Source organism: Paenibacillus sp. FSL H3-0286 (genome assembly GCF_045040705.1).
Taxonomy (GTDB): Bacteria; Bacillota; Bacilli; order Paenibacillales; family Paenibacillaceae; genus Paenibacillus_AQ; species Paenibacillus_AQ odorifer.
Map to the genome: position 1 here is coordinate 4,439,175 of NZ_CP150285.1, position 26,048 is coordinate 4,465,222.

General features: G+C 42.3%; 20 protein-coding genes. 6 read left to right on the forward strand and 14 right to left on the reverse strand.

Annotated elements, in window-relative coordinates; genetic code table 11:
- Positions 1-19: 19 nt before the first annotated feature.
- The 8 genes from MHB37_RS19985 to MHB37_RS20020 form a co-directional block, all read right to left on the reverse strand.
- The gene (locus MHB37_RS19985) at positions 20-679 is read right to left on the reverse strand and encodes a methionine ABC transporter permease (protein ID WP_036688669.1); all 660 of its coding nucleotides are present in this window, start codon (positions 677-679) and stop codon (positions 20-22) included.
- A complete protein-coding gene (locus MHB37_RS19990; protein WP_036688670.1) occupies positions 654-1,697 on the reverse strand; it encodes a methionine ABC transporter ATP-binding protein in 1,044 nt (347 codons plus the stop codon). The genes MHB37_RS19985 and MHB37_RS19990 overlap by 26 nt, the downstream gene beginning before the upstream one ends.
- A 27-nt stretch (positions 1,698-1,724) precedes the next feature.
- Positions 1,725-2,885, reverse strand: coding sequence for an amidohydrolase (locus tag MHB37_RS19995; RefSeq protein WP_076278667.1), 1,161 nt, complete (start codon positions 2,883-2,885; stop codon positions 1,725-1,727).
- 20 nt (positions 2,886-2,905) lie between these two features.
- Positions 2,906-3,577, reverse strand: a complete 672-nt coding sequence (locus tag MHB37_RS20000; RefSeq protein ID WP_052097124.1) for a GntR family transcriptional regulator — start codon at positions 3,575-3,577, stop codon at positions 2,906-2,908.
- Between the two features lie 261 nt (positions 3,578-3,838).
- Positions 3,839-5,191 carry a sodium-dependent transporter gene (locus MHB37_RS20005; RefSeq protein WP_076127152.1) on the reverse strand — a complete coding sequence of 451 codons (1,353 nt, stop codon included), beginning with the start codon at positions 5,189-5,191 and terminating at the stop codon, positions 3,839-3,841.
- A gap of 250 nt (positions 5,192-5,441) precedes the next feature.
- Entirely contained in the window at positions 5,442-6,089 is a 648-nt protein-coding gene (locus MHB37_RS20010) for a FusB/FusC family EF-G-binding protein (RefSeq protein WP_076179940.1), read from the reverse strand.
- A 317-nt stretch (positions 6,090-6,406) separates the two neighbouring features.
- On the reverse strand, positions 6,407-7,279 hold the full coding sequence (locus MHB37_RS20015; RefSeq protein WP_036688680.1) for a carbohydrate ABC transporter permease: 873 nt from the start codon (positions 7,277-7,279) through the stop codon (positions 6,407-6,409).
- A 15-nt stretch (positions 7,280-7,294) separates the two neighbouring features.
- Positions 7,295-8,251, reverse strand: coding sequence for a sugar ABC transporter permease (locus tag MHB37_RS20020; RefSeq protein WP_036688682.1), 957 nt, complete (start codon positions 8,249-8,251; stop codon positions 7,295-7,297).
- 144 nt (positions 8,252-8,395) lie between these two features.
- On the opposite strand from MHB37_RS20020, the gene MHB37_RS20025 reads away from it, so the two are divergent.
- From MHB37_RS20025 to MHB37_RS20035, 3 genes are all read left to right on the forward strand, one after another.
- Positions 8,396-10,207, forward strand: coding sequence for a sensor histidine kinase (locus tag MHB37_RS20025; RefSeq protein WP_076278669.1), 1,812 nt, complete (start codon positions 8,396-8,398; stop codon positions 10,205-10,207).
- Between the two features lie 4 nt (positions 10,208-10,211).
- The gene (locus MHB37_RS20030; RefSeq protein ID WP_076278670.1) at positions 10,212-11,822 is read left to right on the forward strand and encodes a response regulator; all 1,611 of its coding nucleotides are present in this window, start codon (positions 10,212-10,214) and stop codon (positions 11,820-11,822) included.
- Positions 11,823-11,927: 105 nt separating this feature from the next.
- Entirely contained in the window at positions 11,928-13,613 is a 1,686-nt protein-coding gene (locus MHB37_RS20035) for an ABC transporter substrate-binding protein (protein WP_076190804.1), read from the forward strand.
- A gap of 69 nt (positions 13,614-13,682) precedes the next feature.
- Here MHB37_RS20035 and MHB37_RS20040 read toward each other — a convergent pair whose 3' ends face one another.
- On the reverse strand, positions 13,683-14,816 hold the full coding sequence (locus MHB37_RS20040) for an SGNH/GDSL hydrolase family protein (RefSeq protein ID WP_405168398.1): 1,134 nt from the start codon (positions 14,814-14,816) through the stop codon (positions 13,683-13,685).
- A gap of 152 nt (positions 14,817-14,968) precedes the next feature.
- Here MHB37_RS20040 and MHB37_RS20045 point away from each other — a divergent pair, with 152 nt between their 5' ends.
- Complete coding sequence (locus MHB37_RS20045; protein ID WP_076127162.1) at positions 14,969-15,514, forward strand: CDP-alcohol phosphatidyltransferase family protein; 546 nt, start codon at positions 14,969-14,971, stop codon at positions 15,512-15,514.
- Here MHB37_RS20045 and MHB37_RS20050 read toward each other — a convergent pair.
- The 3 genes from MHB37_RS20050 to MHB37_RS20060 all read right to left on the reverse strand — a co-directional run bounded on the left by MHB37_RS20050 (position 15,501) and on the right by MHB37_RS20060 (position 20,766).
- A complete protein-coding gene (locus tag MHB37_RS20050; protein ID WP_405168399.1) occupies positions 15,501-18,617 on the reverse strand; it encodes an ATP-binding protein in 3,117 nt (1,038 codons plus the stop codon). The genes MHB37_RS20045 and MHB37_RS20050 overlap by 14 nt on opposite strands.
- 292 nt (positions 18,618-18,909) lie before the next feature.
- Positions 18,910-19,743 (reverse strand): sugar phosphate isomerase/epimerase family protein, encoded by an 834-nt coding sequence (locus MHB37_RS20055; RefSeq protein ID WP_405168400.1) that lies wholly within the window; start codon positions 19,741-19,743, stop codon positions 18,910-18,912.
- A 15-nt stretch (positions 19,744-19,758) separates the two neighbouring features.
- Positions 19,759-20,766 (reverse strand): zinc-binding alcohol dehydrogenase, encoded by a 1,008-nt coding sequence (locus tag MHB37_RS20060; RefSeq protein WP_076127168.1) that lies wholly within the window; start codon positions 20,764-20,766, stop codon positions 19,759-19,761.
- A 205-nt stretch (positions 20,767-20,971) separates the two neighbouring features.
- On the opposite strand from MHB37_RS20060, the gene MHB37_RS20065 reads away from it, so the two are divergent.
- Positions 20,972-21,871 carry a LysR family transcriptional regulator gene (locus tag MHB37_RS20065; RefSeq protein ID WP_076127169.1) on the forward strand — a complete coding sequence of 300 codons (900 nt, stop codon included), beginning with the start codon at positions 20,972-20,974 and terminating at the stop codon, positions 21,869-21,871.
- Between the two features lie 8 nt (positions 21,872-21,879).
- Here the strand turns inward: MHB37_RS20065 and MHB37_RS20070 are convergent, their stop codons facing one another.
- Complete coding sequence (locus tag MHB37_RS20070; RefSeq protein ID WP_076127171.1) at positions 21,880-22,869, reverse strand: aldo/keto reductase family protein; 990 nt, start codon at positions 22,867-22,869, stop codon at positions 21,880-21,882.
- Between the two features lie 210 nt (positions 22,870-23,079).
- Positions 23,080-24,168: a DUF1648 domain-containing protein gene (locus MHB37_RS20075; protein WP_405168401.1), complete on the reverse strand. Its 1,089-nt coding sequence runs from the start codon at positions 24,166-24,168 to the stop codon at positions 23,080-23,082.
- Positions 24,169-24,812: 644 nt separating this feature from the next.
- Between MHB37_RS20075 and MHB37_RS20080 the strand changes: the two genes are divergently transcribed.
- The gene (locus MHB37_RS20080) at positions 24,813-26,021 is read left to right on the forward strand and encodes a GNAT family N-acetyltransferase (protein ID WP_405168402.1); all 1,209 of its coding nucleotides are present in this window, start codon (positions 24,813-24,815) and stop codon (positions 26,019-26,021) included.
- Positions 26,022-26,048: the final 27 nt, after the last annotated feature.

Below are 26,048 nucleotides of genomic sequence, written 5' to 3' on the forward strand. Positions count from 1 at the left end.
CTCCCAGAATATGTAGTAACTAGTAACGGCGAATTTTTCTTGCTAGCGTGTTGCCTAAAGATTGAATACCTTGCACTAAAATAATCAGGATAATCACGGTGGCTACTACGACAACAGTGTCAAAGCGTTGGTATCCATATACAATCGCCAAGTCTCCCACGCCGCCTCCCCCTACCGTTCCAGCCATTGCAGTTGCACCTATCAGACCAATCGTCGCTGTAGTAAGAGACAGGATTAAGGATCCAACCGCCTCTGGCAATAAAAAGTACCAAATGACTTGAAAAGGAGTGGCTCCCATCGCCTCAGCGGCTTCAAGGATTCCCGGATTCACTTCAAGCAGTGAGTTCTCTACCAACCGCCCGATATAAGGTGCGATATAGATAATCAAGGGTACGATCGCTGCGCTTGTCCCAATTGAAGTATGAACAATCAATCGTGTGAAAGGCACAATCGCAACCAGTAAAATAATAAAAGGCAATGAGCGAATGATGTTGATAATTGGATTTAGTACGGCGTAAAGCGCTTTGTTCTCCAAAACCCCACCCGGACGAGTGATGACAAGCAATATCCCAAATGGGATCCCAATCAGGGAACCAACAAACAAGGAGAACCCTACCATTTGAATTGTTTCTATAATCGCCTGCAGAAATTGATCACCTGTTACTGTGGTCGAAAACATTAGATTCTACCTCCTCTACACCGACTCCATTTCTTGTTAAGAAAGATAATGCATTGTTAATCTCTGCTGCCTCACCATCGAATTGAATGATCACTGTTCCCAGTGTTGTTTCTTGAATCTCCGTCGTATTCGCAAATAAAATATTGACCTTTATATCGCAGGAGCGAATCATTTCAAACAGGATAGGCTCAGAGGCACTTGCTCCCACAAAATTAAGCTTGTACAGCTGACTTCCGGGTTCTGTTTTGATAGATTTCCGCACGCTAGAGGTCATGCTATTTTGAATAACCGTCTTCACGAAATTTTGCGTGGTCAGATGTTTTGGACTTCCGAATACATCCAGAACACTTCCTTGCTCAATAATCCGGCCTTCTTCCATGACCGCTACCTTGTTACAAATCTCTTGAATCACGGACATTTCATGTGTAATGATCATCACGGTAATGTTGTATTCAGCATTGATTTTTTTTAATAGCTGTAAGATAGAATGTGTGGTCTGTGGATCTAAGGCAGAGGTCGCTTCGTCACATAAAAGGATAGACGGATTCGAGGCAAGCGCTCTGGCAATCCCGACACGTTGCTTCTGACCACCTGATAGCTCACTCGGGTAACTCCCCGCTTTGTCACTTAATCCAACAAACTCTAGCAGCTCCATTACCCGCTGGCGGATTTCATTTTTATTCTTTTTTAGGAGAACTAGAGGGATCGCCACATTATCAAATACTTTTTTAGATTCTAGTAGATTAAAATGTTGAAAAATCATTCCGATATTTTTCTTAGCGGTACGCAACTCTTTATCGTTGTATGTTCCCAAATCACGTCCAGCGACCATAACTTGTCCTTTGGTGGGTCTTTCCAAATAATTGACTAAACGAATTAATGTGCTTTTCCCAGCACCGCTATAGCCGATAACCCCAAATATATCGCCTTTTTCGACCTTTAAATCGATCCCCTTAAGAGCATCAATAGTGGTCCCTTTCCGAGTGAACGATTTGTAAACATTCTTTAATTCAATCATTTCCATTCCCCTCAATCATCTTTAGGATTAAGCTTCCTCTTGCAGCTTCACCAGCGCTTGTTCTGCCAATAAAGCGAAGTACTTAGCAGCTGGCAATATCGCAGCTTCATCAACATCGAAACGAGGGTGATGTAAGGGATAGGCTGGACCCGATCCTATATTCACAAAAGCACCCGGTATCTGTTGTAAATAAAAAGAGAAATCTTCTCCACCCATCTGTGGAGGAATATCATGTACTTCATAGCCAAAATCTGAGGCGATCTCTTTGGTAAAGTCCGCCCATTCCCCATGATTTATCGTTGCGGGTGGACCTGGATACCAGTGTAACTGGGCCTCTGCCCCAGCTCCCGCAGCAATCCCTTCGATAAGACGAGTCATTTGTATTGGAATATTGCGGCGAATCTCTTCATTGTAAGTTCTTACTGTACCTTCTAATTCGACTTTTTCCGGCAATACATTCCATGTGAAGCCTCCATTAATTCGGGTAACACTTAACACTACTGGTTCCGTGGTGCTGTTTTGGCGACTTACGATGGTTTGTAGTGCGGTAATGATCTGAGCCGCAGTTACAATCGTATCCACACCTTTTTCAGGATAAGCAGCATGAGCGCCGACACCTTTTATTGTAATTTCAAACCGGTCAACACCGGCTGTTAAAGCTCCTGTTCTTGTTCCAAAAGCTCCCGTTGGCAAGTCAGGTGAATTATGGAGACCAAATATAGCCGCCACATCCTGGAGTCCTCCCGAGGCTAAGACACTTTCCGCCCCATGCCCTGTTTCTTCCGCGGGTTGAAACAATACTCTAACCTTTCCAGGTAGTTCATTTTCACGAGCCTTTAATAATAATGCAGCACCTAAAATAGTAGCCGTGTGAAAATCGTGACCACAGGCATGCATCTTTCCTGGGATCTCTGAGGCAAAGGACAATTCAGTTTGTTCCTCTATGGGAAGTGCATCAATATCACAACGAATGGCCACTATGGGTCCGTGACCCTGCCCGATCTCTGCGATGAGTCCGGTTTGTAAAGGTAAGTCAAGGATGTGAATATTGGCTTGGGTCAGCCATTCCCGTAATTTTGTTGTGGTTTTAAACTCTTCATACGCTAATTCAGGCTCACGATGCAGGTTTCTGCGAACCTCTATTAATTGATTAGCTAAAGCTTGCTCAACCTCATTTAGTGGTTTCATAGGTGATGTCTCCCCTTTCGTTATGCTTCCAGCTTTTCTTCAATCCCTTTGATGCGATCAAGCGCAGTCGATAGACTGCTTAAAATATGATCTTGCATGGCTTTTTCAGCACCATCTTCATTTTTAGCAGCGATCATTTGTAAAATAAGATCATGTTCTTCATCCGCTTGTGTGTTCCAATCCCCATGCATAGAGACGAATCGACAATAACGAAGCGAATGATCTCTTAATTGATTCAGAACCTTCTCGAAGGTTTTTAGTTCGCTGATTTCTGACAAATAATCATGGAACTCAAATCCATATGTAACAAAATTCTGATTATCACCAAGCTGGAACGAGTGTTTCATTTTTGTAATCATCGTCGTTAAATTCACAATATCTTTCTCTGTGGCATGCTTAGCTGCACTTCTTGCAATATAGCCTTCAAGCATGCTGCGAATAAGAAATATTTCTTCAACCTCTTTAAGGGTTACTGAAGCTACCCGCAGTCTTCCATTTGGCTGTCGAACCAGAAAATCCTCGTTCTCCAGTCTCTGTATCGCCTCTCTTAGAGGTGTGCGGCTGACCCCGAGCAAGGCCGCCAAATTTTCTTCATTTACAGGTTGATTCGGTTCAAACTCGCTATCAATAATTTTTTGTTTTAATTCATAGTAGGTATTATCCTTTGATAACCTTCGTGATCGTATCGCCATTTCTATACTGCTCCTCATCGATAATCTGTGGGGTCCGAATCCCAATAATATATTTGTATAATTGTATACAATTATTAGTTAAGAATGGATTGGTTAGTTACATTCCCTTCCATACCGTTCAAGCTTTTTTATACTATATTCCAATTATTCCACCTAGTCAAGTAGGAATTAAAAATCAATTTAATCCCCTCTTTTCAACACAAAAAAACTCTACAACCCTCAGGGGTTGTAGAGTTTTTTTTGGATAAATAAATTTCAGAATTAGAAGGAAATAATCCCCGAGGTATGGAGTAACACTAGGAACACTAGGATCGGCGCCACATAACGGAGCATAAACAGCCAAACACGGAACCAGCGCGCCTGTAGTCCAGCGGCTTCCGCTGCACCTTTCCAGAAATAACCGGCGAAGATGGTAATCAGCAGACCTCCAAGCGGCAGCATAATGTTAGAGGTGATAAAATCCAGCCCATCAAATAGAGATTTGCCACCAATCGTTAGCTCCGGGAACATCCCCAGTGACATCGCTAAAGGAATACTAAGAAGGAAACAGATCAGCGTCAAAATCCAAACCGAACGTTTCCGGCTCCAATTCCAGCGCTCCATTGTGAAGGATACAGGCACTTCAAGCAGCGATACAGCTGAAGTTAGAGCAGCAATCGCCAGCAAGATAAAGAACAAACCGCCGAAGAGCGCACCAAAAGGCATAGCCGAGAAAGCGGCTGGCAAAGCGATAAAAATCAGCGAAGGCCCCTGATCAGGAGCAATACCAAATGAGAAGGTCGTCGGAAAAATAATCAAGCCTGCGATAAACGCGTATAACAAATCTCCTGCACCGATTGCGATTGCAGCGGTACCCAGCGATTGTTTTTTATCAACATAAGATCCGTAAGTCAGGAGAATCCCCATCCCGAGCGATAATGAAAAGAAAGCATGTCCCAATGCAACTAGCGCAGATTCCGCTGTCAACACTGAAAAGTCCGGTTTTAGGAAAAAAGATACCCCTGCGGATGCACCCGGTAAGGTTACTGCGCGAATCATTAACACTACAAGGAGTACGACCATACCAGGAATTAATACTTTGTTAAATTTCTCAATCCCGCCTGATACGCCAAGGATGACTACACCTGCCGTAATCAGAATGGCTATCCCCTGCCAAACGATCGGCATATATCCGGAGACAAACGAATTGAATTCACCTGCATAATCAGTAGTGCTGAATAGTTGTCCATTAAAAGCAATCATCGAATAGTTCAGCGTCCAGCCAGCAACAATAATATAAAAGGAGAGAATTAGAAACGGCGCAAGTACCTGCAACATTCCAGCTGCAAACCAACTCTTCCCGCCTCCAGCCCGCATAAAAGAGGTCGCCGCGCTACCACGCCCGCTGCGTCCGATAGCCAGTTCTGCCAACAGCACCGGTAACCCTATCAGCACTAAACAGACGATGAAAAGCAGGAAAAAAGCTGCCCCCCCATTTTCTCCTGTAATATAAGGAAACTTCCACATATTCCCTAGCCCAACCGAGCTGCCGATGGCGGCAAAAATAAAGCCCGCGGAAGAGAAGCGTTCCTCCTTCTCCGAGAGAAGATTTTTGTTACCCTTCATTTGATTCATTATAACGCCCCGTTTTCTTTTTTAGACCTCATTATAGCTTAAGTAACAAAGCACGTCATATGGAAATTTTCTGACTATTTTTATAACCACTCGAATTTTCTGTTTGTAAACGCTTATATTATTCATTCGGCCCTTGAATCTCATTATATCCACTAATGTCGTGCCCCATTGCTTCAATGAAACGAATTGTCTATATCCTGACAATATTTTTAACGAAAAAGGCTCCCACTAAGGGAGCCTTTTCTAAACATTATTTGCGGACAGAGAGAATGAACCTCTCAAGCTTAGCTGTATCGGTTATGCTCCGATTACATTCCAGATTATCCAGACATACGTATTGACCCACAGCAGAAATATTATCCGGCGAAACGTTCACATTCTTGGTCTTAACATAAAAGAATGCAAGCTCTTGATGCCGATTGCAGAACATGCAGTACCCCTTTTTGTGCGTTGGTGTGATTCTACCCTCAATACCAATGAACTGTCCTTCGTACGGATAGATAATGAATAATTTATTACTGGCAATATCTATCCAACTCAAATACGTTATGTTGCGATAGTCGATGAGTTGTAGATCAGGTACTTTCAGTTTCTTATTCTTAGGGAATAGCTTCTGAATCTGCTTCAGCGTAATCGTCGGATATGACTCTAGGTATGGTTCTAATTCACTAAGATATCTCTGGAAATCTTCTGCAGTTTCGAAGGTCGATATTTGTTCCAGCATCTGCTTGTGATTCTCCGTAAGAGAAGGAAATGCCTCAATAATGTTCGTAGCAGCACTATATCTTACAGTCTCCAAGACTCTACGATCCGCAACGGTTCGCAGGGTATGCAGAACAAATTTCGTTTGTTTCTTAATTAAGTTATATTGATGGTTTCTAATAAATGGTGTACACATCGCTTTTCAGCCCCTTATTTATATTAAAAGTTCATAAGGTGCAAAGCCCATTTATAGAAACGATAAAATTAAGTTGGGCGATATATCCATCCATCGCACCTCACGCAAAGTATCGCCCTATATTAGGCTTTGCGTGAGGAACTTCTAGCTAATGGGCATTTCAACATTAGCACTGTACCACCTCCGAGCATATTTCATGCCAAAAGTATAGCACCGTATTTTAGAAGGCGCAATTCATCTGGGAATGCTTATTTGCATGCCATACCTACAAAAAAAGGGAGCTACATGGACTAGTCCAGTAACTCCCTCTTTTTTGACTATTCTTTTACAGCGCCGACTACGATCCCTGTCACAAAATAACGTTGCAGGAATGGATAAACTAACAGTATCGGTAGCGCACTTATGAAAATCTGTGAAGCCCGTATGGTTCGTTGAGACAAGTTAGCTACAGCTGACGGATCAAGCTTGGACATATCTGCCTGAACGATAATGGTCTGCATAAACGTCGCCAGCGGCAGCTTATCCGAATCTCTGATATAGATTATACCGTCAAAGTAAGAGTTCCAATGACCCACCATCATGAATAGGGAAACCGTTGCAATGACTGGTAAGGAGACTGGTAAATATATTTTCAAAAAGGTCTTAAAATGTCCTGCTCCATCAATAAAGGCTGCTTCCTCAAGGTCCTTAGGTACACCACGGAAGAAGTTCAGCAGCAAAATGATGTTAAATACGGCTACCAATCCAGGTAAGATAAGTGCCATCAAAGAATTCATCAGCCCGAGCTTTAGAATCAGGATATATCCCGGAATCAGACCCCCACTGAACAGCATGGTTACGACAAAATACCAAAGATAGATATTACGCGCCCGGAAAACTCTAGTTTCCTTAGAAAGAGCATAGGCTGCAACCGTATTTACTACCAGTGCAAGTGCTGTTCCTAGTATTGTCCGCTCTACCGACACCCACAGGGATGTAAGAAAATTAGTATTGTTAAAAGTTTTTGCATAGGCCTCCAAAGTGAAGCCAATTGGCCAAAAGGTGACCAACCCAGCATTGGCTGGGGCGGACGCACTAAGAGATACCATGAGTAAGTGATACAATGGCAGCAAGCAGAGCACCGAAAGGATAGTTAGGAGCACATTATTGAATATGCTAAATATTCGATATGGAAGGGTTTTATGGTACATTTGTTGTCATCCTTTCTAGAAAATTCTGTACCCTGCAAATCTATAGGCAAGTCGGTATGAAATAACGATTAGAATTAAACTAATTGCTGATTTAAAAAGATTAACTGCGGTCGCAAAGCTGAATTGTCCGCTGAGAAGACCTTCTCTATACACAAAGGTATCAATGATATCCCCTTGTTGATAGATCAAAGGACTATATAGGTTAAATACCTGGTCAAAGTTGGCGTTCAATACATTGCCCAGTGCCAAGGTCGCAATTACAATAGCAATTGGAATAAGTGCTGGTATGGTAATATACATCGTTTGCTTCCAGCGACCTGCCCCATCCACTTCAGCAGCTTCATAAAGTGATGGATTAATGCCGGATAGCGCAGCTAGGAAAATGATCGTGTTGAAACCAAATTCTTTCCAAACATCACTGGCTATGATGGTAAATCGGAACCAGTTGCCGTCCCCTAGAAAAAATATCGGTTTTATGCCGAAAACGGACGAAATAAACTGATTCACAATCCCTGTTTGAGCTAGGATATCGATCAGAATTCCTGAAAGGGTAACCCATGACAAGAAATGCGGTAGATAGACGAGTGTTTGAATCGATCTTTTAAGGCCCATATTCCTTACCTCATTAAGCAACAAGGCGAATATAAAAGGAATAATCAGGTTCAAAACAATTTTGGAGCAAGCAAAAAACAGTGTGTTCCAGGTAATTTGCAGGAAATAATCGTTCTCCCACATGTACCTAAAATGCTTAAGTCCGACCCATTCGGAATCAAAAAATCCTAATGCAGGCTTATAATCCTGAAATGCCATGAGTATTCCTGACATGGGGATATAAGAAAAAATAAAAACCATAATTGCCGCCGGTAATACCATGAAGTGGAGCACCCATGGTTGTTTATAGCCTTTTTTTCTTTTTCTTTTTATACTTGGTTTATTTTCCAGGCCTACCTGCTGTATTGAATTAGCCTCCATAGCTCTCTCCTGTTCCCAAAAAAAATATTTTGTGTGTGATGGGGATCTCTGCTATAAATAGTATCAGGCGTTTCTCAGGTTTGACTATATAACATTGTTAGGCTTGATATGGTTTTATTAGGACATCATCTGGAGGGTACATTTATGAATATTTGGAAGCGCTTTACATCCCTGAGAGAATTAACACAATCCCGGTTTAGTTTGTTTGCCAAAATAAACTGCCTGATCATACTCTTGTTCATCCCCATCATTATCATGTATACCTTTTCAAATAACGTCACATACGATGTTGTAAGCAAAGAGCTGCAGGTGTCCAATACGAAGCAGCTCACTTTTCTGTCCAGTCAAATTGATTCGCGTATTAATCAGATGATGGACTTCACCCTTATCCTTTCTAGAGATCCCAATGTCAGAGCCTTCAACGGATTAAACATTTGGGCTGATCGATATGATCAGATGCAGACCCGGTATGTCATTCAGGAAAAGATGGTGCTTCAATCTGGGGTTGCAGATATTTGGCCTGCCAGATATGCCGTACATTCACAGCAAAATAAAGATGTCATCTCCAACTACAATCGAGCATTTGGGTATGATGAGGATTACTTAAAAAGAAATATGAGTGGAAAATGGACGTATGGCGATCACAGCTTGGAATCTAAAGACGAGTTAAAATCCTTCTACTGGTTCTATACAGATTCCTTAGCTCAGCCGGGGATGTTGACGGGAAGCAACTTGGTGATTGAGGCCAGCTTCAGTTATGAGAATATTCAGAACATGCTGGATACGTACAAGGAAGGTGGACAAGGTGATCCTTTTCTCTATCATAAAGGGAACTCGCCAATTCTGAATCGCAGTGCGGACAAGCAGCTATCTGAAGAACTCATTCGTTACCTGGATAAACACTCACCTGAGAATACTACCCAGGATGTAGTCAAACTCAATGGCAAGAACTACCTGGTCAGCTCTGTGAAGTCCTCCTATTTGGATTGGAATTTAATAGATGTTGTCCCTCTATATCAAATCCTAAAACCCATTTCGCTCAGTCAGGATTTGTTCTATATCTCGATGATTTTGCTGTTTGTTATGGGAATTTCCGCTTCCATATTACTATATAGAAATGTTCAATATCCTATCAAAAAGCTAATTAAAGGCTTACGGCGCGTGCAGCGTGGAGATTATTCTGTACGTCTTCATAATGAAGGCCGGAACGAGTTTTCGTTTCTATTCCATCGCTTTAATGATATGTCACATCAAATTCAAGACCTGATAGAGAATGTGTTCAATGAGAAAATCCGTGCCCGCGAAGCTACACTTAAGCAACTGCAGGCGCAAATCAATCCGCATTTTCTCTATAACTGCCTTGGTTATATTATCAATATGGCCCAAATGAAGGATGAGGACGCTGTCGTCTCCATGGCTTATAATTTAAGTGCTTACTACCGTTATACTACCCGAATGGAACGGGAAACTGCGTCACTGGATGATGAAATCAAGCTGCTCGTCAACTATTTGGATATTCAAAAGCTGCGCAATGCCAGAATTGATTATCATATCGAAATCCCTGAGAACATGTTAAGCCAGTCTGTGCCACGTCTAATGCTACAACCTATTGTGGAAAATTCAGTCATTCACGGAGTGGCAAAATCGTATTCTTCGGGTGAGATCAGCATTAGTGGTGAGATTTCGAACGGCTTCTGCAAGATCTACATTGATGACGACGGACCTGGCTTGAATCCGGAGCAGCTGGAAGCTTTGAATCGTAAAATGCAGGAGCCATTGCAGGAAGAAATGGGCTGCGGGCTCTGGAATACGAATCAGCGGATCATGCACCTGTTCGGTAATCAATCCTGCCTAACCTTTAAACCATCCCCTCTTGGAGGTTTCCGAACAGAGATTATCTGGGAAATCCCTACGGAGGATGAATATTCTAAATTTAAGAATCATCAAGGAGAATAACAACATGCAAATGATTATAGTAGACGATGAAGCACACTGGGTAGATAATCTTGCCATGACTAAACCCTGGCATACGCTAGGCATTGAACAGGTGCATAAAGCGTATTCAGCACGTGAAGCGCTACAAATTATCGATACAAACCCTATTGATATTGTGATCTCGGATATCCAAATGCCCGAAATGACGGGAATTGAATTAATAGAGCGGATAAGAAAACGTGATAAAAAGATCAAATGTATTATTTTATCAGGCCATTCGGAGTTCGATTTCGCCAAAAAAGCACTTCAGCATAATGCCGTCGATTACTTGCTTAAGCCACCTACCGATGATGAAATTATCGGTGCAGTCAAAACTGCCATCGAGCAATTGAACACAGAATGGGAACTTATCAGTTCGCTTAAACGAACCCAGTTTACCCTTCGTGAGAATCTGCCGCTTTTACGTGGTCAACTGCTGCTTGATGCCTTGCAAGGTCATCAATTTCAAGCTGGCGAATGGGAACGGAAGCTCGTAACTTATGATTTGCCCTTCCATTCTGGCGATTGCGCTTTGATGCTTGTACGCATGGAAGAAGAATTTAGCCATTATAACAATAATGATCAAACCTTAATTGAATATGCCATCATCAATATGGCTGAAGAGATTATGGGTGAGTTTATGCAGGTCTGGGGCGTTAAAGAGGAACATGGATATCTTGTGTTTCTGCTTCAGCTTAAAGAGAAAGGATCCGACATCGGCAAAGAAACCATCCTAGAAAAGCTTTCTTTACAGCTTCAGTATAAGGTTAAGCAATTTCTGAAAGGTTCCCTGTCCATAGTAATCACCGAGTGGTTCCAGTTTCCCGAGAAGGTGTCGAGCCGTTTCCGTCAGGCCACAGCTTATTTCCGGCAGATCGTGGGAGACGAGCGCGAATTCGTAATGCGGGTCAGCGAATTTGAACCTTCCACTACCCAAGGACCTTTGGATGCCCTTTACACCCCGCCGACACTAATTCACCTGCTTGAAAGTGGGCATTGGGATGCTGCGGAAGAGAAACTACTCGCTGTCTGCGCGGAGCTGGATGAGAAATGGTCTGAATCGTGGGAGCATTGCATGGAGGCCGGTTTTTTAATCACTGCATCCTTCACGAATCTCGCACACCGAAATGGGCATACTCTAGCTAACTTAGCGGGAGACGATCTCGGTTGGTTGCAAAGCGGTGAAGCGTTCTCGACCATCGGTAAACTTAGAAAATGGTCCCTCAGCATTCTGAGCAAATTGAAAGAAGGAACGTCTAACGAAATTAAAGACATCAGGTCTGAATATGTGAAAAAGATTCAAGATTTCACAGACAAAAACCTGCATTTAGATGTTTCATTACGGGTTCTGGCTGATCATGTAAACCTCCATCCGACTCATTTATCAAAAATTTATAAGATTGAAACGGGTGAAGGAATAAGCGATTATATCTCGCGCCTGCGCATGGATCGCGCCTGCCATAAGCTGAAGACTACCTCTAAAAAAGTCTATGAAATCAGCATGGAGATTGGCTATATGGACCCTGCTTATTTTATAAAAGTGTTCAAACGACAGTTCGGAGTAACGCCGCAGGAATATCGAGACAATAATAAATAGCATGATAGAGTCCTATCGAAACTAAAAATCTCATATAGATGCCATCCCCGACTAGTTGTTAAAGTTACACTTGTAAAGATCATACACAGTAGGGGGAATTAAAGAATGATCAAGTTCAAAAAAATGTGGTCGTTGTTAACGGTCACAGCACTTATCACACTCACAGCCTGTGGCAGTGGCGGCGGAAATAATGAAAACGCCAAACAAAACAATACCACATCGTCTGAGACTAGTTTATCTGAAGCAGATGCTGCTTTTGAAAAAGGTAAATACGATCCACCCATCGAGTTCAGTTCGGTATTGATGCCGAAGAAATATGTTCAAGGTGATACCAAAGAAAATAATGTTCACGATCGCTGGATGCTGGAAACACTGGGCATGAAGCATAAAGATACTTGGTATCCTGCCAATGACGATCAATACAGACAAAAGCTTCAGCTTGCCATTGCTTCTGGCGAAAAGCTGCCTGACTTCGTTTCTGTACCAACCAATGCAGTATTGACCAATCAACTGATTGATTCCGGTCAGTTCATTGCTATCGATGAGTTGTTCGACAAATATGCTAATAAAATTCTAAAAGATCATGCTGCAGCACACCCAGAACTTTGGTATCCATTCACAAAAGACGGTAAGAAATACAATATGCCGATCCTTGAATATACTGATAATGACGATACTCTTCTCTGGTTACGTGAAGATTGGATGGAAAAGCTGAACCTTCAGGCTCCAAAAACAATCGCCGATCTTGAGAATATCATGGACAAATTTAAGAACGAAAACCCTGATGGTCTAGCACCTAAAGATGTTTTCCCACTTGCGATTTCTTTGAAAAATAATACAAACACCTGGATGGGTCAACTCGACTGGTTATTCGGTGCTTACGGTACGATTGAGGAACAATGGAATAAAGATGCCGAAGGCAATCTGGAATACGGTTCCATTAACCCTGGTGCTAAACAAGCCCTTGCTAAGCTTAGTGAGTGGATGGACAAAGGTTATATTCACACAGACTCTGCACTTTGGGATGAAGGTAAATCTGCTGAAAGCTGGACAAAAGGCGCCGCAGGTATTCTACCAGGGGCAAACTGGGTTCCAGACTGGCCGGCTCCCGATCTTATGAAAAATGTACCTGGAGCGAAGATCAAAGCTTATCCGGTTCCAGCAGGTCCAGACGGACTCATCGGTACCAAATGGCAGAACTCTGGGGTAAACGCTAGTATCATGATTAACAAAGATGCTAAGCACCCTGAAGCAATTTTCTTATACTACAACTACTTGCTTGATAACCTAGCTAATCCAGCAGCTGGTAGTGAATTTGAATACGGCTTTGCTAAAGGCTACGATTGGGACATGATTGATGGAAAACCTACTAGTGATAAAGAGAAGATTAAAGACTTCTCCAATGAGTTTCCTTTCTTAACTGGACCGGCTCGTATTCCTGATCTGTTCATGAAAACATTGGTTAAACTTGCTGATGGTGAAACCCCTGTAACTCCTTATGAAAAACAAATGGCTGAGTTCCGTAAACCGGAAAACTGGGCCGCTGCAAAAGTTGTTATGTCACAAATAGACATTCGTAGACAGAACTATTTCACTGGCGCTGCGACACCAACGATGGTATCCAAATGGAATCTGCTTCGTCAATCCGAAATGGAAACCTTCAACAAAATCATTTACGGTAAGCTTCCTGTAGATGCCTTTGACTCCTTTGTTTCCAACTGGAAAGCAAATGGTGGTGATCAAATCACCAAAGAAGTTAACGAATGGTTCAAGTCTGTATCCACCAAATAGACTAAAGTAAATAAAAACAAGCCAGAGCGTGATCCTTTCGCTCCGGCTTGTTTTTTTATGAATTCCTCATTAATTTTCGCTCGCTAGAATCCCTTTCAAATACCCCGTCAACTCTTTTGCCGCTTGTTCATGAGCTAATGCTCCCGGATGACTTCTTGCCCCTATGGTCTCATCCGTCATATTTGGAAGCTGCAATACAGAAACCTGCTTGTCCCCTGTTTTCTTGCTATAAACATCGACCGCCCGGTAGATCGCTGGCATCATCGGGATACCAAGCATCCCATATGCCCATACGAGATGTGCATGTTGATTATTTTTTCTAAGCTTCAGCAGAAATTTCTCGGCGGCATCGACAAAAGCTTGTATATCATCCTCATGATAGGTCCCGTCTTCATTTAAACGTTGTTTATGGCTCTCCCCTGTTACCTCATCTTTCCATTCTGGCGATTGAAAAGCGCCCCCATCATTTGTTCCTAGATTAACTACCACAACATCTGGCTGCCAGGTTTCAAAAGAATGTTCTTGAAAAGCTCCTAAAGCTTCGTTTTTTGCTCCAGTTAGAAGACCACAAACCTGCTCATAACAATCAGGGATATTACCGTGCGGATTATTATCCCAGCTAGTAAGGACGCCCCAGCCACTTTGAGAAATAACTCTATATTCTGCATTTAAAGCATCTGCTGTCATTCTGGTATAGTTGTTGATGGCGCTAAACCACATTGGAATCCAATCTTCTTCAGCCTTGGCACCTATACTTCCTTCTCCGGATGTGATGCTGTCACCTATGAACTCTATCTTGTGGGGTTTGTCCGCAACCGGCAGGAATTTTCCATCCATCTTCACCGCATGTATCTGCAAAGAGCAGCCAGGGTCTCCACTCATTGCCTGCACATCTTTTACAATACGAATATTGTTGACAACACGATCATTCATGCCTCTAAATACACAAATCCAATACCTGCCTGCTACTAACATTTGTCTGCTAACAGGAACGGAATTGATCAGGATGCTAATCCAGGGTTCATAAACATCATAATCTGCTTCTACTTCAAGCCATAGCTCAGAACTTTTAACATTTAATTCGAGCGCACTGCCTGTCCAAAATAATGTTAGTGGAGAAAGTGACCCTGTTGTTCTGCCGTGAATTTTCAGATGTTCGATATCAGCTAATGTATGTACCTTTAAGTTTGTATTCTGCTTCATAAAATCCCTCCTAATTTACCGCTAGAATCCTAATCTATACTTCTACTTCACTACTTCTTCAATACTATCTTATAATCCTTTTCCAAATAGCATATACTCTTCCTCTGGTACAATAGAATTAAATGAGGTCATGAACAAAGGTGGGATTGAAGTTGAAAGTTATACCTAACTGTATTACACTTGGCAGAATTATTTTGGCAATAATGCTGTTATTCTTCGAGCCGCTAAGTTCGGCCTTTCTTGCAATTTATATCCTTTGCGGAGTCACCGATCTGATAGATGGTCCAATTGCCCGAAAATCAGGCACAACAAGTCATCTCGGAGCAAAGCTGGATTCTGCTGCCGACACGATACTAATCGGGATCTGCTTATTTACTTTGTATCCGTATCTGGGTCTTACCCTCGAATTCATCCTATGGATCTTCTTGATCGCGGCCATCCGCATAACATCGACAGGGATTGCCCTCCGCAGATTCAAAACTTACGCAAGTATCCATACCTACGGCAATAAACTCACCGGGCTTCTCTTATTTGTAACTCCTATATGGCTTTCCCATAGTAACCCCACCATTTGGACAACCATTGTCTGTATAGTTGCAACCTTATCCGCCGTGGAAGAATTGATGATTCAAATCACATCCACTCAATTACAGCTGGACAGAAAAGGATGGTTTTACAACCCTCCTAATCAGGAATAATGAAAGACACCGTAGTTCCCACCCCAGGAATACTTTGAATCTTCAAGCCTTGTCCATATAATTGTGTTAATCTCCGATCTGTATTAAGGAGCCCAATTCCTTGATCCTTAAGACTTTTTGGTTGCAATAACTTACTGACTTGAGCTTCATCCATTCCAATCCCCGTATCAGCAATGATAAAATGAACAGCCTCCACATGTGTCTCGATGTGAATACGCAAGGTTCCACCTTTTGCCCGACTTAAAATCCCATGCCGGACGGCGTTCTCGACCAGTGGCTGAATGGTCAGCGGAGGAATTAGAAGCTGTAGATTCGCGTCTACCTCCCATTCAACCTGCAGCCTCTCCTCAAAACGCTGCTGCTGGATATATACATAATTCTCGACCAGCTCCAGCTCTTGCGACAGCGAAACAAGTTTGCCTGCATTTAAGAAGTCAAAGCTGATCCGCAAATAAGTAGTGAATGCATCTGAAAGATCTTTCATTTTGACAGTGTCAAAATCACTCAAGGACATAATCGAATTTAATGTATTAAAGAGAAAATGTGGATGGATCTGCGCTTGTAAATAAGCAGCCTCCATTCTCAAACGATCATTGACTGCTTGCTTCATAGAAGTGAGCGACGAAGCACGATACTTCAATTCCATGGCATCTACTGGCTTGGTTACATAGTCATTAGCGCCAGCCAAGAAACCTGCATAGACATCCTCCTGCTCACTGCGAGCGGTCAATAGAATAATAGGAAGTTCATACATCGTGAACCGCTCGCGTATCAATCTTGTCAATTCATATCCAGACATGCCCGGCATCATCACATCAGCGATAACCAAATCGAACAGCTCATGATGCAACATATCCAGCGCCTCACGGGCTGAAGTCGTTGTATCAATCCGATAGGCTCCATCTGATAAAATATTTTGCAGAACTTTTAAATTGACCGAATCATCATCAACCGCCAGCACATGTATGATGTCAGAGTCTGTATCGAGCTTCGAGAGTGCCTCTACTTCCTTTGTGTTATAGGTGGCAGCCACCATAGCTGATTTCTCCGCAGTTATCCACGTACTGAACGGTGACAATGGATCCGAATCTTTTTCTGTATGAACATCTGGAATAGATGACTTCAGGCTCCCTTTAGCTACAGGTAATTTGAAGCTGAACTTACTTCCCTGACCCGGCTGCGATTGCAGCAATAATTCACTGCCATGCAGTTCGACCAGCTCCTTACAGATACTAAGCCCCAACCCAATGCCGCCTTGACCGTAAGCCCCTTGTTCATAGCGCATAAAAACACGCTTTTTCAAAGCTTCATCCATACCTACTCCTGTATCCGTAACATGTATCCATACATCCCCACCCACTTGTTCTGCGGCCAGTTCAACACTTCCCTGTTCGGTGTACTTTAGTGCGTTATGAACCAAATTAATCAGAATCTGCACCAATCGCTCCTCATCAGCATAAACACGCGGCAGATTCTCATCTATAGACATTCGAAGCTCCACCTTCGTCCCACCGGTTAAGAAACGTAACATATCCAGTACACCTTCAGCCAATGACCTCACTTGCAGCGCCTTTATATTCATCACAATCCGCTTATCCTGCAATCGCACAACATCAAGCAAGTCATTCAGCATAAGCGACATCCGGCGACTGACCATAATTAGCAATTCCATGTCACGTTGGCTCTCTTCATCCAGCACATGTTTTTTTCTTGTTAACACACTTTGGGCAATATTCATAATCCCATGCAGTGGAGTGCGCAGCTCATGTGACGTATTGGCTAGAAAACGGTCCTTTAATTTATTGGATTCCGCCAATTGAGCGTTCAGTAACACATTTTGATGGGATTGATGAAAATATCTCCTAAACCAATAGGCAGAAAATGCGGCAAGGGCAGCAATTAAATCTACGGGATAAAACATAAATTGTGAGCTACCGGCATAGTAGACAGCCCCCCACAACATATTATTTAGTACTGCTAACACTGAAAACAATAAAAATAGAGCACCTTCAGCTCGTAAGGCTACCATCTTCCAAAAATAATATACCGTCCAACACACTGGAACGTAATACAGGATCATGTAATACCCTTTTCCGATGATATATAACACTGCCTCTTCAGGACCTACAATAATAAATAAAGTAAAAATGAGAACTGACAGGATGTAACTATAAAACGCCTTGCCTTTCCGTCGATTCCCCAATAGTTCTCTTCCCATCAATAAAAGGAATAAACAAAACCCTATATACGAAAGAACCTTTAACCTCAGCATCCAGGCAAAATCAACATGAAGAAACCTGAACAACAGTCCATTATGTTCAACCCCAATGGATACAGCCGCAGCGACCATCATTAGGAAAAAAATAATCAGCTCTGTTTTTCGTACATCCATCAGATAGATAATCAATAAATACAACCCATGTAGAAGAAGCATGACCCCTACGACTAGCTGCAAGCCAATGGAATTCCAATATATAGTGTCTACCCCATGTTGAATGCCAAACTCCACGGACCGAATTATGCCCCCTTTTAGTGGAGACTCATAGTTTGACGTCCGAACAAACAGATCCAGATGCTTCTGATCTGTAGGTGTATAACTGATTAAGAATGCTTTCGTCACATAAACATGCTCTTCCTTCTCGTCAGATAACACTCCAAACCGTGAGAGGACTGTTCCATTAATCTCCACTTCAGAAGAAGTATAGATGGATTGGAACCAAAAGCTAAGTGGCTCAGACAAGGGACGATCTAGCAGAATCCGCAAATGATAAGTTCCGTATCCATACGCCTTCTTTTGCTCAGCAGAATTGAATACAGAATTCCAGTTACCCGGCACCTGAAGCATCTGGCCTTTTAAAACACTATCCATATTGGCAGCGTTCACCCATTGTTGAGGATAAAACTCCCATTCTCCATCCAATGGAAAAGAACTTAGTGATTCAAGGTCTACTCCCCGCAAATCGAGCACACCTTGCTCCACTACAGGAGGATTAGACAGATTAAAATGATTGTACCAGCTCCAGCGTATTGCAATCAGCAGGCAGATAAATACTACTATGTACAACATATGACTTAACTTAATTTTATTCTCCGAAGTTCTCATAGACTCCTCATTCGTCAATAGTATTTAATAGTGCTATATCCCTATCTCCAACTTTGAGCAATACAGTATGATTATACTATATTAAGAGGCCTATAGACGTATGTATTCCTATGTTCAGAGGAAAAAAATCAACCATCCCATAGAGCAGATGGTCGATTCTTTTATTGCGATTTATTGATTAAAGCAGATCGCATCGCGGCGAACTTACTAGGCATTACTCCCACATTTGTTTTGAACGTCCGACTGAACAGACTCATCCTTAACGCTCCTTCCAATGTGGGATTCGATGGGGTTAGATTTCCAGTGATGAGAATACTTTATCGAAGCCTGCTTTGGAACGAGAAAATAGTTCAGATGAACTTTGTGATGAAGCTGGCGCTAGCACTTCTTGAGCGATAACGCCCTTGTATCCGATCTTTTTCAAGCTTCCCAAGAATCCGGTAAGATCAATGGATCCTTCCCCTGGATACAATCGATCGGAATCTAGCAATTCCTCTATCGGCAGAGGTTTAGCATCATTAATATGGACATACGCAATTTGATGCGGTTGTAATTTCAGCAGGTCCTCCCTCGTTAATCCATTCGTATGCCAATGATAGGAATCCAGTAACAAACCGATATTTCTCACTTGAATTGAATCCATCCAGTCCAACGTATCTTGCATCGTCCAGATTAGCGGATTTGCCCATTGTGTACGTAAGTGATGAGGACCAACGAACTCTAAGGCTAGCGAAATACCATAGGCGCCTAATATTTCTGCACATAGTCTTAAACGTCTAGTGGCTGCAATCATGAACGGTGCGACCGGAAGATCTGTCGAAGGCAAAATATAGGTACAGCATGTAGTGCAATTTAATGCAGCAGCGGCCTTAGCCATCAGCGTAAGCGATTTCAGACTTTCCCTAAAGCTTTCCTCTGTCGTGCGCCAATCTACCTCTAAACCAAATGATCCTAGCATGATGCCATGACTTTCCAGTAATTGGACAGCCCCATCCTTGCCATACTGCTGTACCAACTCTAATGGATTGACGTCTATGGCCTGAAACCCGAATTGGCTCGCAAGTCTGATATATTCTTCATTAGAAGCAATTTCTCCCAAACCCGCTGTTGTTAATCCTCTTATCATCGTCGTTCTCCCCCTTTATGACCAATCAAACAGTACGCCATTGTACTGATCTTTGTTGGTTCTTAATCCCTCATAGGCTTCGCTAGCTTGCTCCGGCTTGATGACATGGCTAATCAAAGGTTCGATGTGCAGCTTCTGTTGTTGCATAAGCTCGAAGACAATGCCAGAATTACGCACCAAGGAATGTTTCACAAACGAATTAGGCTCTGTTGGATAACGCCATTCGTGAGCGCCTTTAAATGTAATGCATCCCCGGTTATACAGATGACAGTAATTAAGCACATCCGTAATATCTGTATTGTATTCTCCACGCGGGCTGCCCAAAAAGATGATTTCTCCCTGTGAGCCGATGTATTGAAGACTATCAACCCCAACTTTGGAAACACCGGTTGCCTCAATATGACTGGAAACACCCTTGCCCTTAGTTAACGTCATAATCTGCTCTTTTACCAATCCTTCGCCACTGTCCAGGGTGTAATCCACACCGCATTGACGCGCGGTCCGCAGCCGTTCTTTGGACAAATCCATACCAATTACCGTAGCCCCCTGCAAACGCGCCAATTGAGCTGCAAGATTGCCTACCAATCCAAGACCTGTCACACTCACTTTGTCTCCAAGTTCGATATCCGACACACGTATCGATGTAAAAGCTACCGTAGCCATCCGGGTAAACGGTACCCATTTCAAGTCTAGCGCATCCGGCACTCGAATGAAAACATCCCTAGCTTCAACCACTTGATATTCGCAATGAGTTCCGTAATGAAAAACCACATCGCCCGCTTGAAATTCCTGAACACCTTTACCACATTCTACGATACGACTGACGCTTGCATAACCTGGACACAGCGGGAGTTTTGCCCAATCCTCTTTGCCAGATAACATTGCCATCTCCGTTCCCGGACTAATCAGCGAATAAATCAATTTTACGAGTACCTCATGGTCACCTAAAGCCTTAAGTACAAGCTCCTCTTCAACCGTTTCCACATGGTGTGGGCTCATAAACATTATCTTTCTATTTTTCATCCTCATTACCTCCCATGATCCTCAAACTTTCTATTTAAATGTATGCGTTTTTACACATCATGTCTTTGACTGCAAAAATGTTTTTTTGTCTAAAAGTAAGATGGGAGGTAGAGTTTAAGTGAGGAGACGACATGTCATTCCTTTCATTTTTCTTCAAAGATCCTTATACTTGCTTGGAGAAGCATTTCAAGGGAGAATGAAAAGTATGGACATAAAAAAATTACAATACTTTATCGCAGTAGCAGAGGAACTGCATTTTAACCGTGCAGCAGAGAAGCTAAATATGACGCAGCCTCCCTTAAGCCAGCAAATTCAAGCTCTGGAGAATGAGATTGGTGTGAAACTATTAGAACGGAACAAAAGACAAGTTCGTCTCACGTCAGCAGGGGCGGTATTTCTAGAGGAAGCTAAATCCATTCTATCTCAATTGGAACGCTCTATTAAAACAACACAATTAGTCGATCAAGGAATTATCGGACATTTGAACATTGGATTTATAGATTCTGCAGCTGGTGGAGTACTGGTTGATATGTTAAAAATGTTTCGGGAACGTTATCCACAAGTCCAACTCACATTACATGAGATGACGTCTGCTCAGCAGTGGCAGGCTTTACATGAAGGAACGATTCACATTGGATTTGTACGTTATACAGAGTCGGGCAAACATATCGAGCATCGTCCCTTAGTCAATGAATCGCTTATTGCCGTTTTGCCAGAGCAGCATCACCTAGCTCATTTACCGGTGTTATCCATTCGCTCTTTAGCTTTAGAGCCATTTATATCGTTCCCACGTCATTTAGGAGCTCCTTTTCATGACCTCATTATGAGCTTCTGCGCCCAACACGACATGTATCCGAATGTTGTACAGGAAGCCATTCAGATGTACACCATTGTAAACTTGGTAGCTGCTAATCTTGGAGTTTCCATTGTGCCCTCATCAGTTGCTATTTTTCAGCGTGAAGGTGTCGCATTTCGTCCCTTTGAAGAAAGCACACCATCGATTCCCCTTTATGCCGCTTGGAGAACCGATTGCGATCGTGCCTCCTTATCCGCGTTACTAGAGATCATAGGACAAATGAGTTCAGAAGCTATTAATGGTGAATGATATAATATTCAGCCCGTTTTTCTAGGATCACGTTCAACGAGTCCTTCTAGCACCCTATCGATTTCCAACATCACTTCCCTATCCAGACGAACTCCCGCAGCTTTGGCATTTTCTATAACCTGCTCAGGTTTGGATGCCCCAATAATTGCAGATGAGACTTGTGGATTTTGCAACACCCATGCTATAGCCAACTGCGGAAGCGTCAACCCAACTTCACTGGCGATGGAAGAGAGATTCGAGACCGCCTCAAGCACCTCAGTCCGAAGCCACTGACCCGCCAATTTATTCATAAATGGTGAGCCCGCAGCTGTTGAAGCACGAGAACCCTCTGGCAATGGTTGACCTGGCATATATTTGCCTGAAAGAATCCCTTGAGCAAGCGGTGACCAGACCACCTGTCCAATCCCTTCCCGCTCACAAGCTTGAACTACCTCCGTCTCCATCACACGCCATAACATCGAATATTGAGGTTGACTAGCCACCAATGGCACCTTCAATTCCCTCGCCAAAATAGCACCTTCTGCTATCTGATCCGCCGTCCACTCACTTATCCCGACATAGAGAACCTTACCTTGACGCACCAAATCCGAAAAAGCCAAAAAGGTCTCTTCAAGGGATACTGATGCGTCAAAGCGATGCGCATAATAGATATCAATATAATCGGTCTGTAATCTGTTCAGTGAAGCATGGCACGCCTCCATAATATGCTTGCGGGACAGACCTCTTGCGTTACGTCCCGTCCCTGTGGGATGGCACACCTTGGTACACAATTCGATATCAGCTCTGTGCACTCCTTTTAATGCTTGGCCCAGCACCATCTCAGCTTTCGTATCGGAATATACATCTGCAGTATCAAATGTTGTGATCCCTACATCCAATGCAGCGCGAACACAAGCATGGGCAGTATCATTGTCCACTTGAGCACCATGTGTAATCCAATTACCATAAGCAATCTCACTTAGATGTAAGCCACTCGTTCCTAATTTACGATAGTTCATTTTATACCCTCCTTTAGATAACAATCTGATTGTAACAAAGAGATATTAATACGAGAAATACTCTTTAAGATGCGATTTAATTCAAAAAAGATATTACTGAGATCCTTAAAGATAATAAAAAACGCCCTTTAGGCGTTTTTTTCGGTACATATTCTGTTTCGAAACTCTAACTTCGCCTATACTCCGGTGAGTATTAACCTCCAAGCCTTGTTACCGCACCACAACTAACAGTACAATAATTCCGAGCCAAAACAGCCAGCTTACTGGGTGACCGAAATTTAATCCCCAGCCGACTCCGAGCCTTTTCTTGACGATTAGGTTTGGATCTTTGCGATTGAAATAAATCATACCTAATCGCCATTTATCATCGTCATGGACAGGTCTGACATTGGAGCAATCGGCAGATCGCTCCAAGCGGCTTTCGCCCTGACCAGCCCAGAACGTTAAGGCCAAGGCGTATAGGATGACAAGGGCTATTATGATTAGGATAATAGGGATAGCGAAACTCATGTTAAGCAGAGATATCATGTTTAGTTGCACGACGGAAAACAGGATAACTATTAAGAAGCTTGCTGTAAGCATAAAATATGACCAAGTACGGCGGTAAGCTGCGTCTTGTCTGATGGAACGGTTAGGATCATTGGGTTGAACCTGCTGCTTTACTCTGCGAATACTCCAATTCTCAAATATGAACAAAAGTGTTATGAAAACTTGCATGATCGTAGGCATAAACACAGAACTAAAAGATTTAGCTGCATAGCGGTCTACGTTCCAACTGCTGTTGTAATGGATCGGAATCTGATCAGGAATCAGATCGTAGTTGCGCAGCACAGTTACAATACTAACAACAGTAATTAAAACATGAATGAGGAACCAATTATTAGACAAGCCAATGTTTCTTTTCCGAAATCCAGTGTCCACTGTCATGATCGATGGTTCCAGAGCAATAGGCAGCATAGGTAGTAAACTTTTCATTTTGAAATGATAGCTAATGTTTATGACTAGGGAGATTCCGACCATGGCGAGTGAATAAGTGACAATGATCCAACTTTGTTGCTTGGAATGTTCATCACCGTATATTAGACAGAGGATACAAACAATGAATAGGATGGTATGCACGGTAGCACTAATCCTAGCATATGACTTCCGCATCTGGCGCAGAGGCTCACTATGGAATTGTACAGGGCTGACGGTGACCCCAAAACTAATCGTCTCTCTTGTTAAATAAGGCATGCTTACCATGAGTACAATGGTAGGTACAAATACAAAGATCATTACTATAACAGGCATTATCGTCATATCATTCGCCTCCTCTTATACATAAGTGTGTATTTAAAAACTCTATAACCCTTATAGCATAGGCGATTCAGCGCTATGCCTTTTTGCGTATGATGATCCTATTAACTTAGATAGGTGATCGACTTGAACATAAATTTTATTATAATCGATTTTAGTGACTATAGGGGTGAAATTAACAATTTATCCAGTTTTTTTGCTGCGTAAAGCTACTCTTCTGACAACTCAATTAAATTACATCTGTTTGAAATTCTGAGTAGGTAAAGGACTCGCCTCGTATCTGCAATGGTGCGGATCACTGCGTCAGAGTATAAATAAGTCCGTCCATGCAGGAATCATTGGTATGAAAATATTTCCGATTTTTCGCAAAAAGTTCTTGAACGGTTTATCATTCTTCTTTTTAAGCTGCGCCTTCATTTGTGCGCTTTGTGCTTGTAATTGCTCAGCCGAAGTCGCTATTTTCCTAATACTCATTTGACTATATTGAGCAATCTAAATTTTGTATCACTTCTATGATTCCACACGTTCCTTTTATTGACGAATTTTTCTTTCAATATTAAACTATAAATAAGAAATTAAATTCCAAAAAATCGTTTTTTTCATTTATTAAATTTATCCCAACATTACGGCGCAGGAGGAAATGAAAGATGACGACGACACCAAACATCATCGTAATGAACCATCCAACTAGAGAGCAGCTTGAAAATATTTACGATATTTTAGATGAATGCTTTTCCGTAGGCCGAGCTTATTTCCAAGAAAGATTAGACCTAGACACCACATATGATCCAGATACAACATGGTTTGCGATGGTTGACGATAAGATTGCATCTAATGTACAAATTTTTCCGTTTCATATTAGAGTCGGTCAAGCGATCTTGAAAACGGGTGCAATGGGGAGTGTCGGTACAGATCTAAATTACCGCGGGCTGGGGCTTGCACACAAAATTCTTCATGCGCAGACCAACTATATGAAAGAAACCGATTATGATATAAGCTTGCTTTTGGCTAGTAAGCATGCGTTTTATGAAAAAGCTGGCTGGAGACTTATTCCCGAGACTGCTTTCGCAATTGAAAAACCAGCAAGTTTGGAGCAGCAGCAAAGCAGTGATGAAATCATTCCTTTTGAAGCCTGTTATCTCGATGATATCCGTTTCATCTATGAACAATTTAATAAGAATCGTACCTACACCGTGATCCGAAGTAAAACGTATTGGAATGATTTATTGACCTGGCCGGAATGGAAGAAAGTTGACTGCTTGCTCCTTCGCAGAAATGGGAAAATCGTCGCTTATGGCATCATTGAAAAGAAAGATACTGAACAAGTATTTATTAATGAATTATTGTATTTGAACGAAGCCGAAAACGGCGTTGAAGCTTTGTTTCATGCCTTATGTCAGCTGCGCCAAAATGCAAAGCAAATATTAGCGATGCTCCCAGAGGACCATAAGCTATATTCCTATTACCAACAGCATCAAGCAAATTCAATTCAAATCAATACGGCGATGTGGAAAATGATCAATCTCAGTTCAACTTTCCATAAGCTTCAGCCTGAATTAGAAGATCGCCTAAACCGTAGCAACATAATTGCAGGCCAGGAGCTGCATATTGCACTTCGCAGCAATGAGGACTGTATCTACTTGGATTATAAGCAAAAGCAGCTTTCTGTTTCGGATGCTAGTAATCATACCAATCCCTATACTTCAATAGAAGTAGATGAACGCGAGCTAATGACTTATATCATGTTCGGCTATAATGAAGCAGGCGCAGCAAAGGACAGTACGGAGGACGCTAACATCCTTCAAGCTCTATTTCCGAAACAACAAGCCGTGTTTTATTTGACCGATAAATTTTAAGCCATTTTTGATTCCTACAATTTTAAA

Coding starts and splice junctions, on each gene's coding strand:
- MHB37_RS19985 (WP_036688669.1), bottom strand. CDS start 679: ATGTTTTCGACCACAGTAACAGGTGATCAATTTCTGCAGGCGATTATA.
- MHB37_RS19990 (WP_036688670.1), bottom strand. CDS start 1,697: ATGATTGAATTAAAGAATGTTTACAAATCGTTCACTCGGAAAGGGACC.
- MHB37_RS19995 (WP_076278667.1), bottom strand. CDS start 2,885: ATGAAACCACTAAATGAGGTTGAGCAAGCTTTAGCTAATCAATTAATA.
- MHB37_RS20000 (WP_052097124.1), bottom strand. CDS start 3,577: ATGGCGATACGATCACGAAGGTTATCAAAGGATAATACCTACTATGAA.
- MHB37_RS20005 (WP_076127152.1), bottom strand. CDS start 5,191: ATGAATCAAATGAAGGGTAACAAAAATCTTCTCTCGGAGAAGGAGGAA.
- MHB37_RS20010 (WP_076179940.1), bottom strand. CDS start 6,089: ATGTGTACACCATTTATTAGAAACCATCAATATAACTTAATTAAGAAA.
- MHB37_RS20015 (WP_036688680.1), bottom strand. CDS start 7,279: ATGTACCATAAAACCCTTCCATATCGAATATTTAGCATATTCAATAAT.
- MHB37_RS20020 (WP_036688682.1), bottom strand. CDS start 8,251: ATGGAGGCTAATTCAATACAGCAGGTAGGCCTGGAAAATAAACCAAGT.
- MHB37_RS20025 (WP_076278669.1), top strand. CDS start 8,396: ATGAATATTTGGAAGCGCTTTACATCCCTGAGAGAATTAACACAATCC.
- MHB37_RS20030 (WP_076278670.1), top strand. CDS start 10,212: ATGCAAATGATTATAGTAGACGATGAAGCACACTGGGTAGATAATCTT.
- MHB37_RS20035 (WP_076190804.1), top strand. CDS start 11,928: ATGATCAAGTTCAAAAAAATGTGGTCGTTGTTAACGGTCACAGCACTT.
- MHB37_RS20040 (WP_405168398.1), bottom strand. CDS start 14,816: ATGAAGCAGAATACAAACTTAAAGGTACATACATTAGCTGATATCGAA.
- MHB37_RS20050 (WP_405168399.1), bottom strand. CDS start 18,617: ATGAGAACTTCGGAGAATAAAATTAAGTTAAGTCATATGTTGTACATA.
- MHB37_RS20055 (WP_405168400.1), bottom strand. CDS start 19,743: ATGATAAGAGGATTAACAACAGCGGGTTTGGGAGAAATTGCTTCTAAT.
- MHB37_RS20060 (WP_076127168.1), bottom strand. CDS start 20,766: ATGAAAAATAGAAAGATAATGTTTATGAGCCCACACCATGTGGAAACG.
- MHB37_RS20065 (WP_076127169.1), top strand. CDS start 20,972: ATGGACATAAAAAAATTACAATACTTTATCGCAGTAGCAGAGGAACTG.
- MHB37_RS20070 (WP_076127171.1), bottom strand. CDS start 22,869: ATGAACTATCGTAAATTAGGAACGAGTGGCTTACATCTAAGTGAGATT.
- MHB37_RS20075 (WP_405168401.1), bottom strand. CDS start 24,168: ATGACGATAATGCCTGTTATAGTAATGATCTTTGTATTTGTACCTACC.
- MHB37_RS20080 (WP_405168402.1), top strand. CDS start 24,813: ATGACGACGACACCAAACATCATCGTAATGAACCATCCAACTAGAGAG.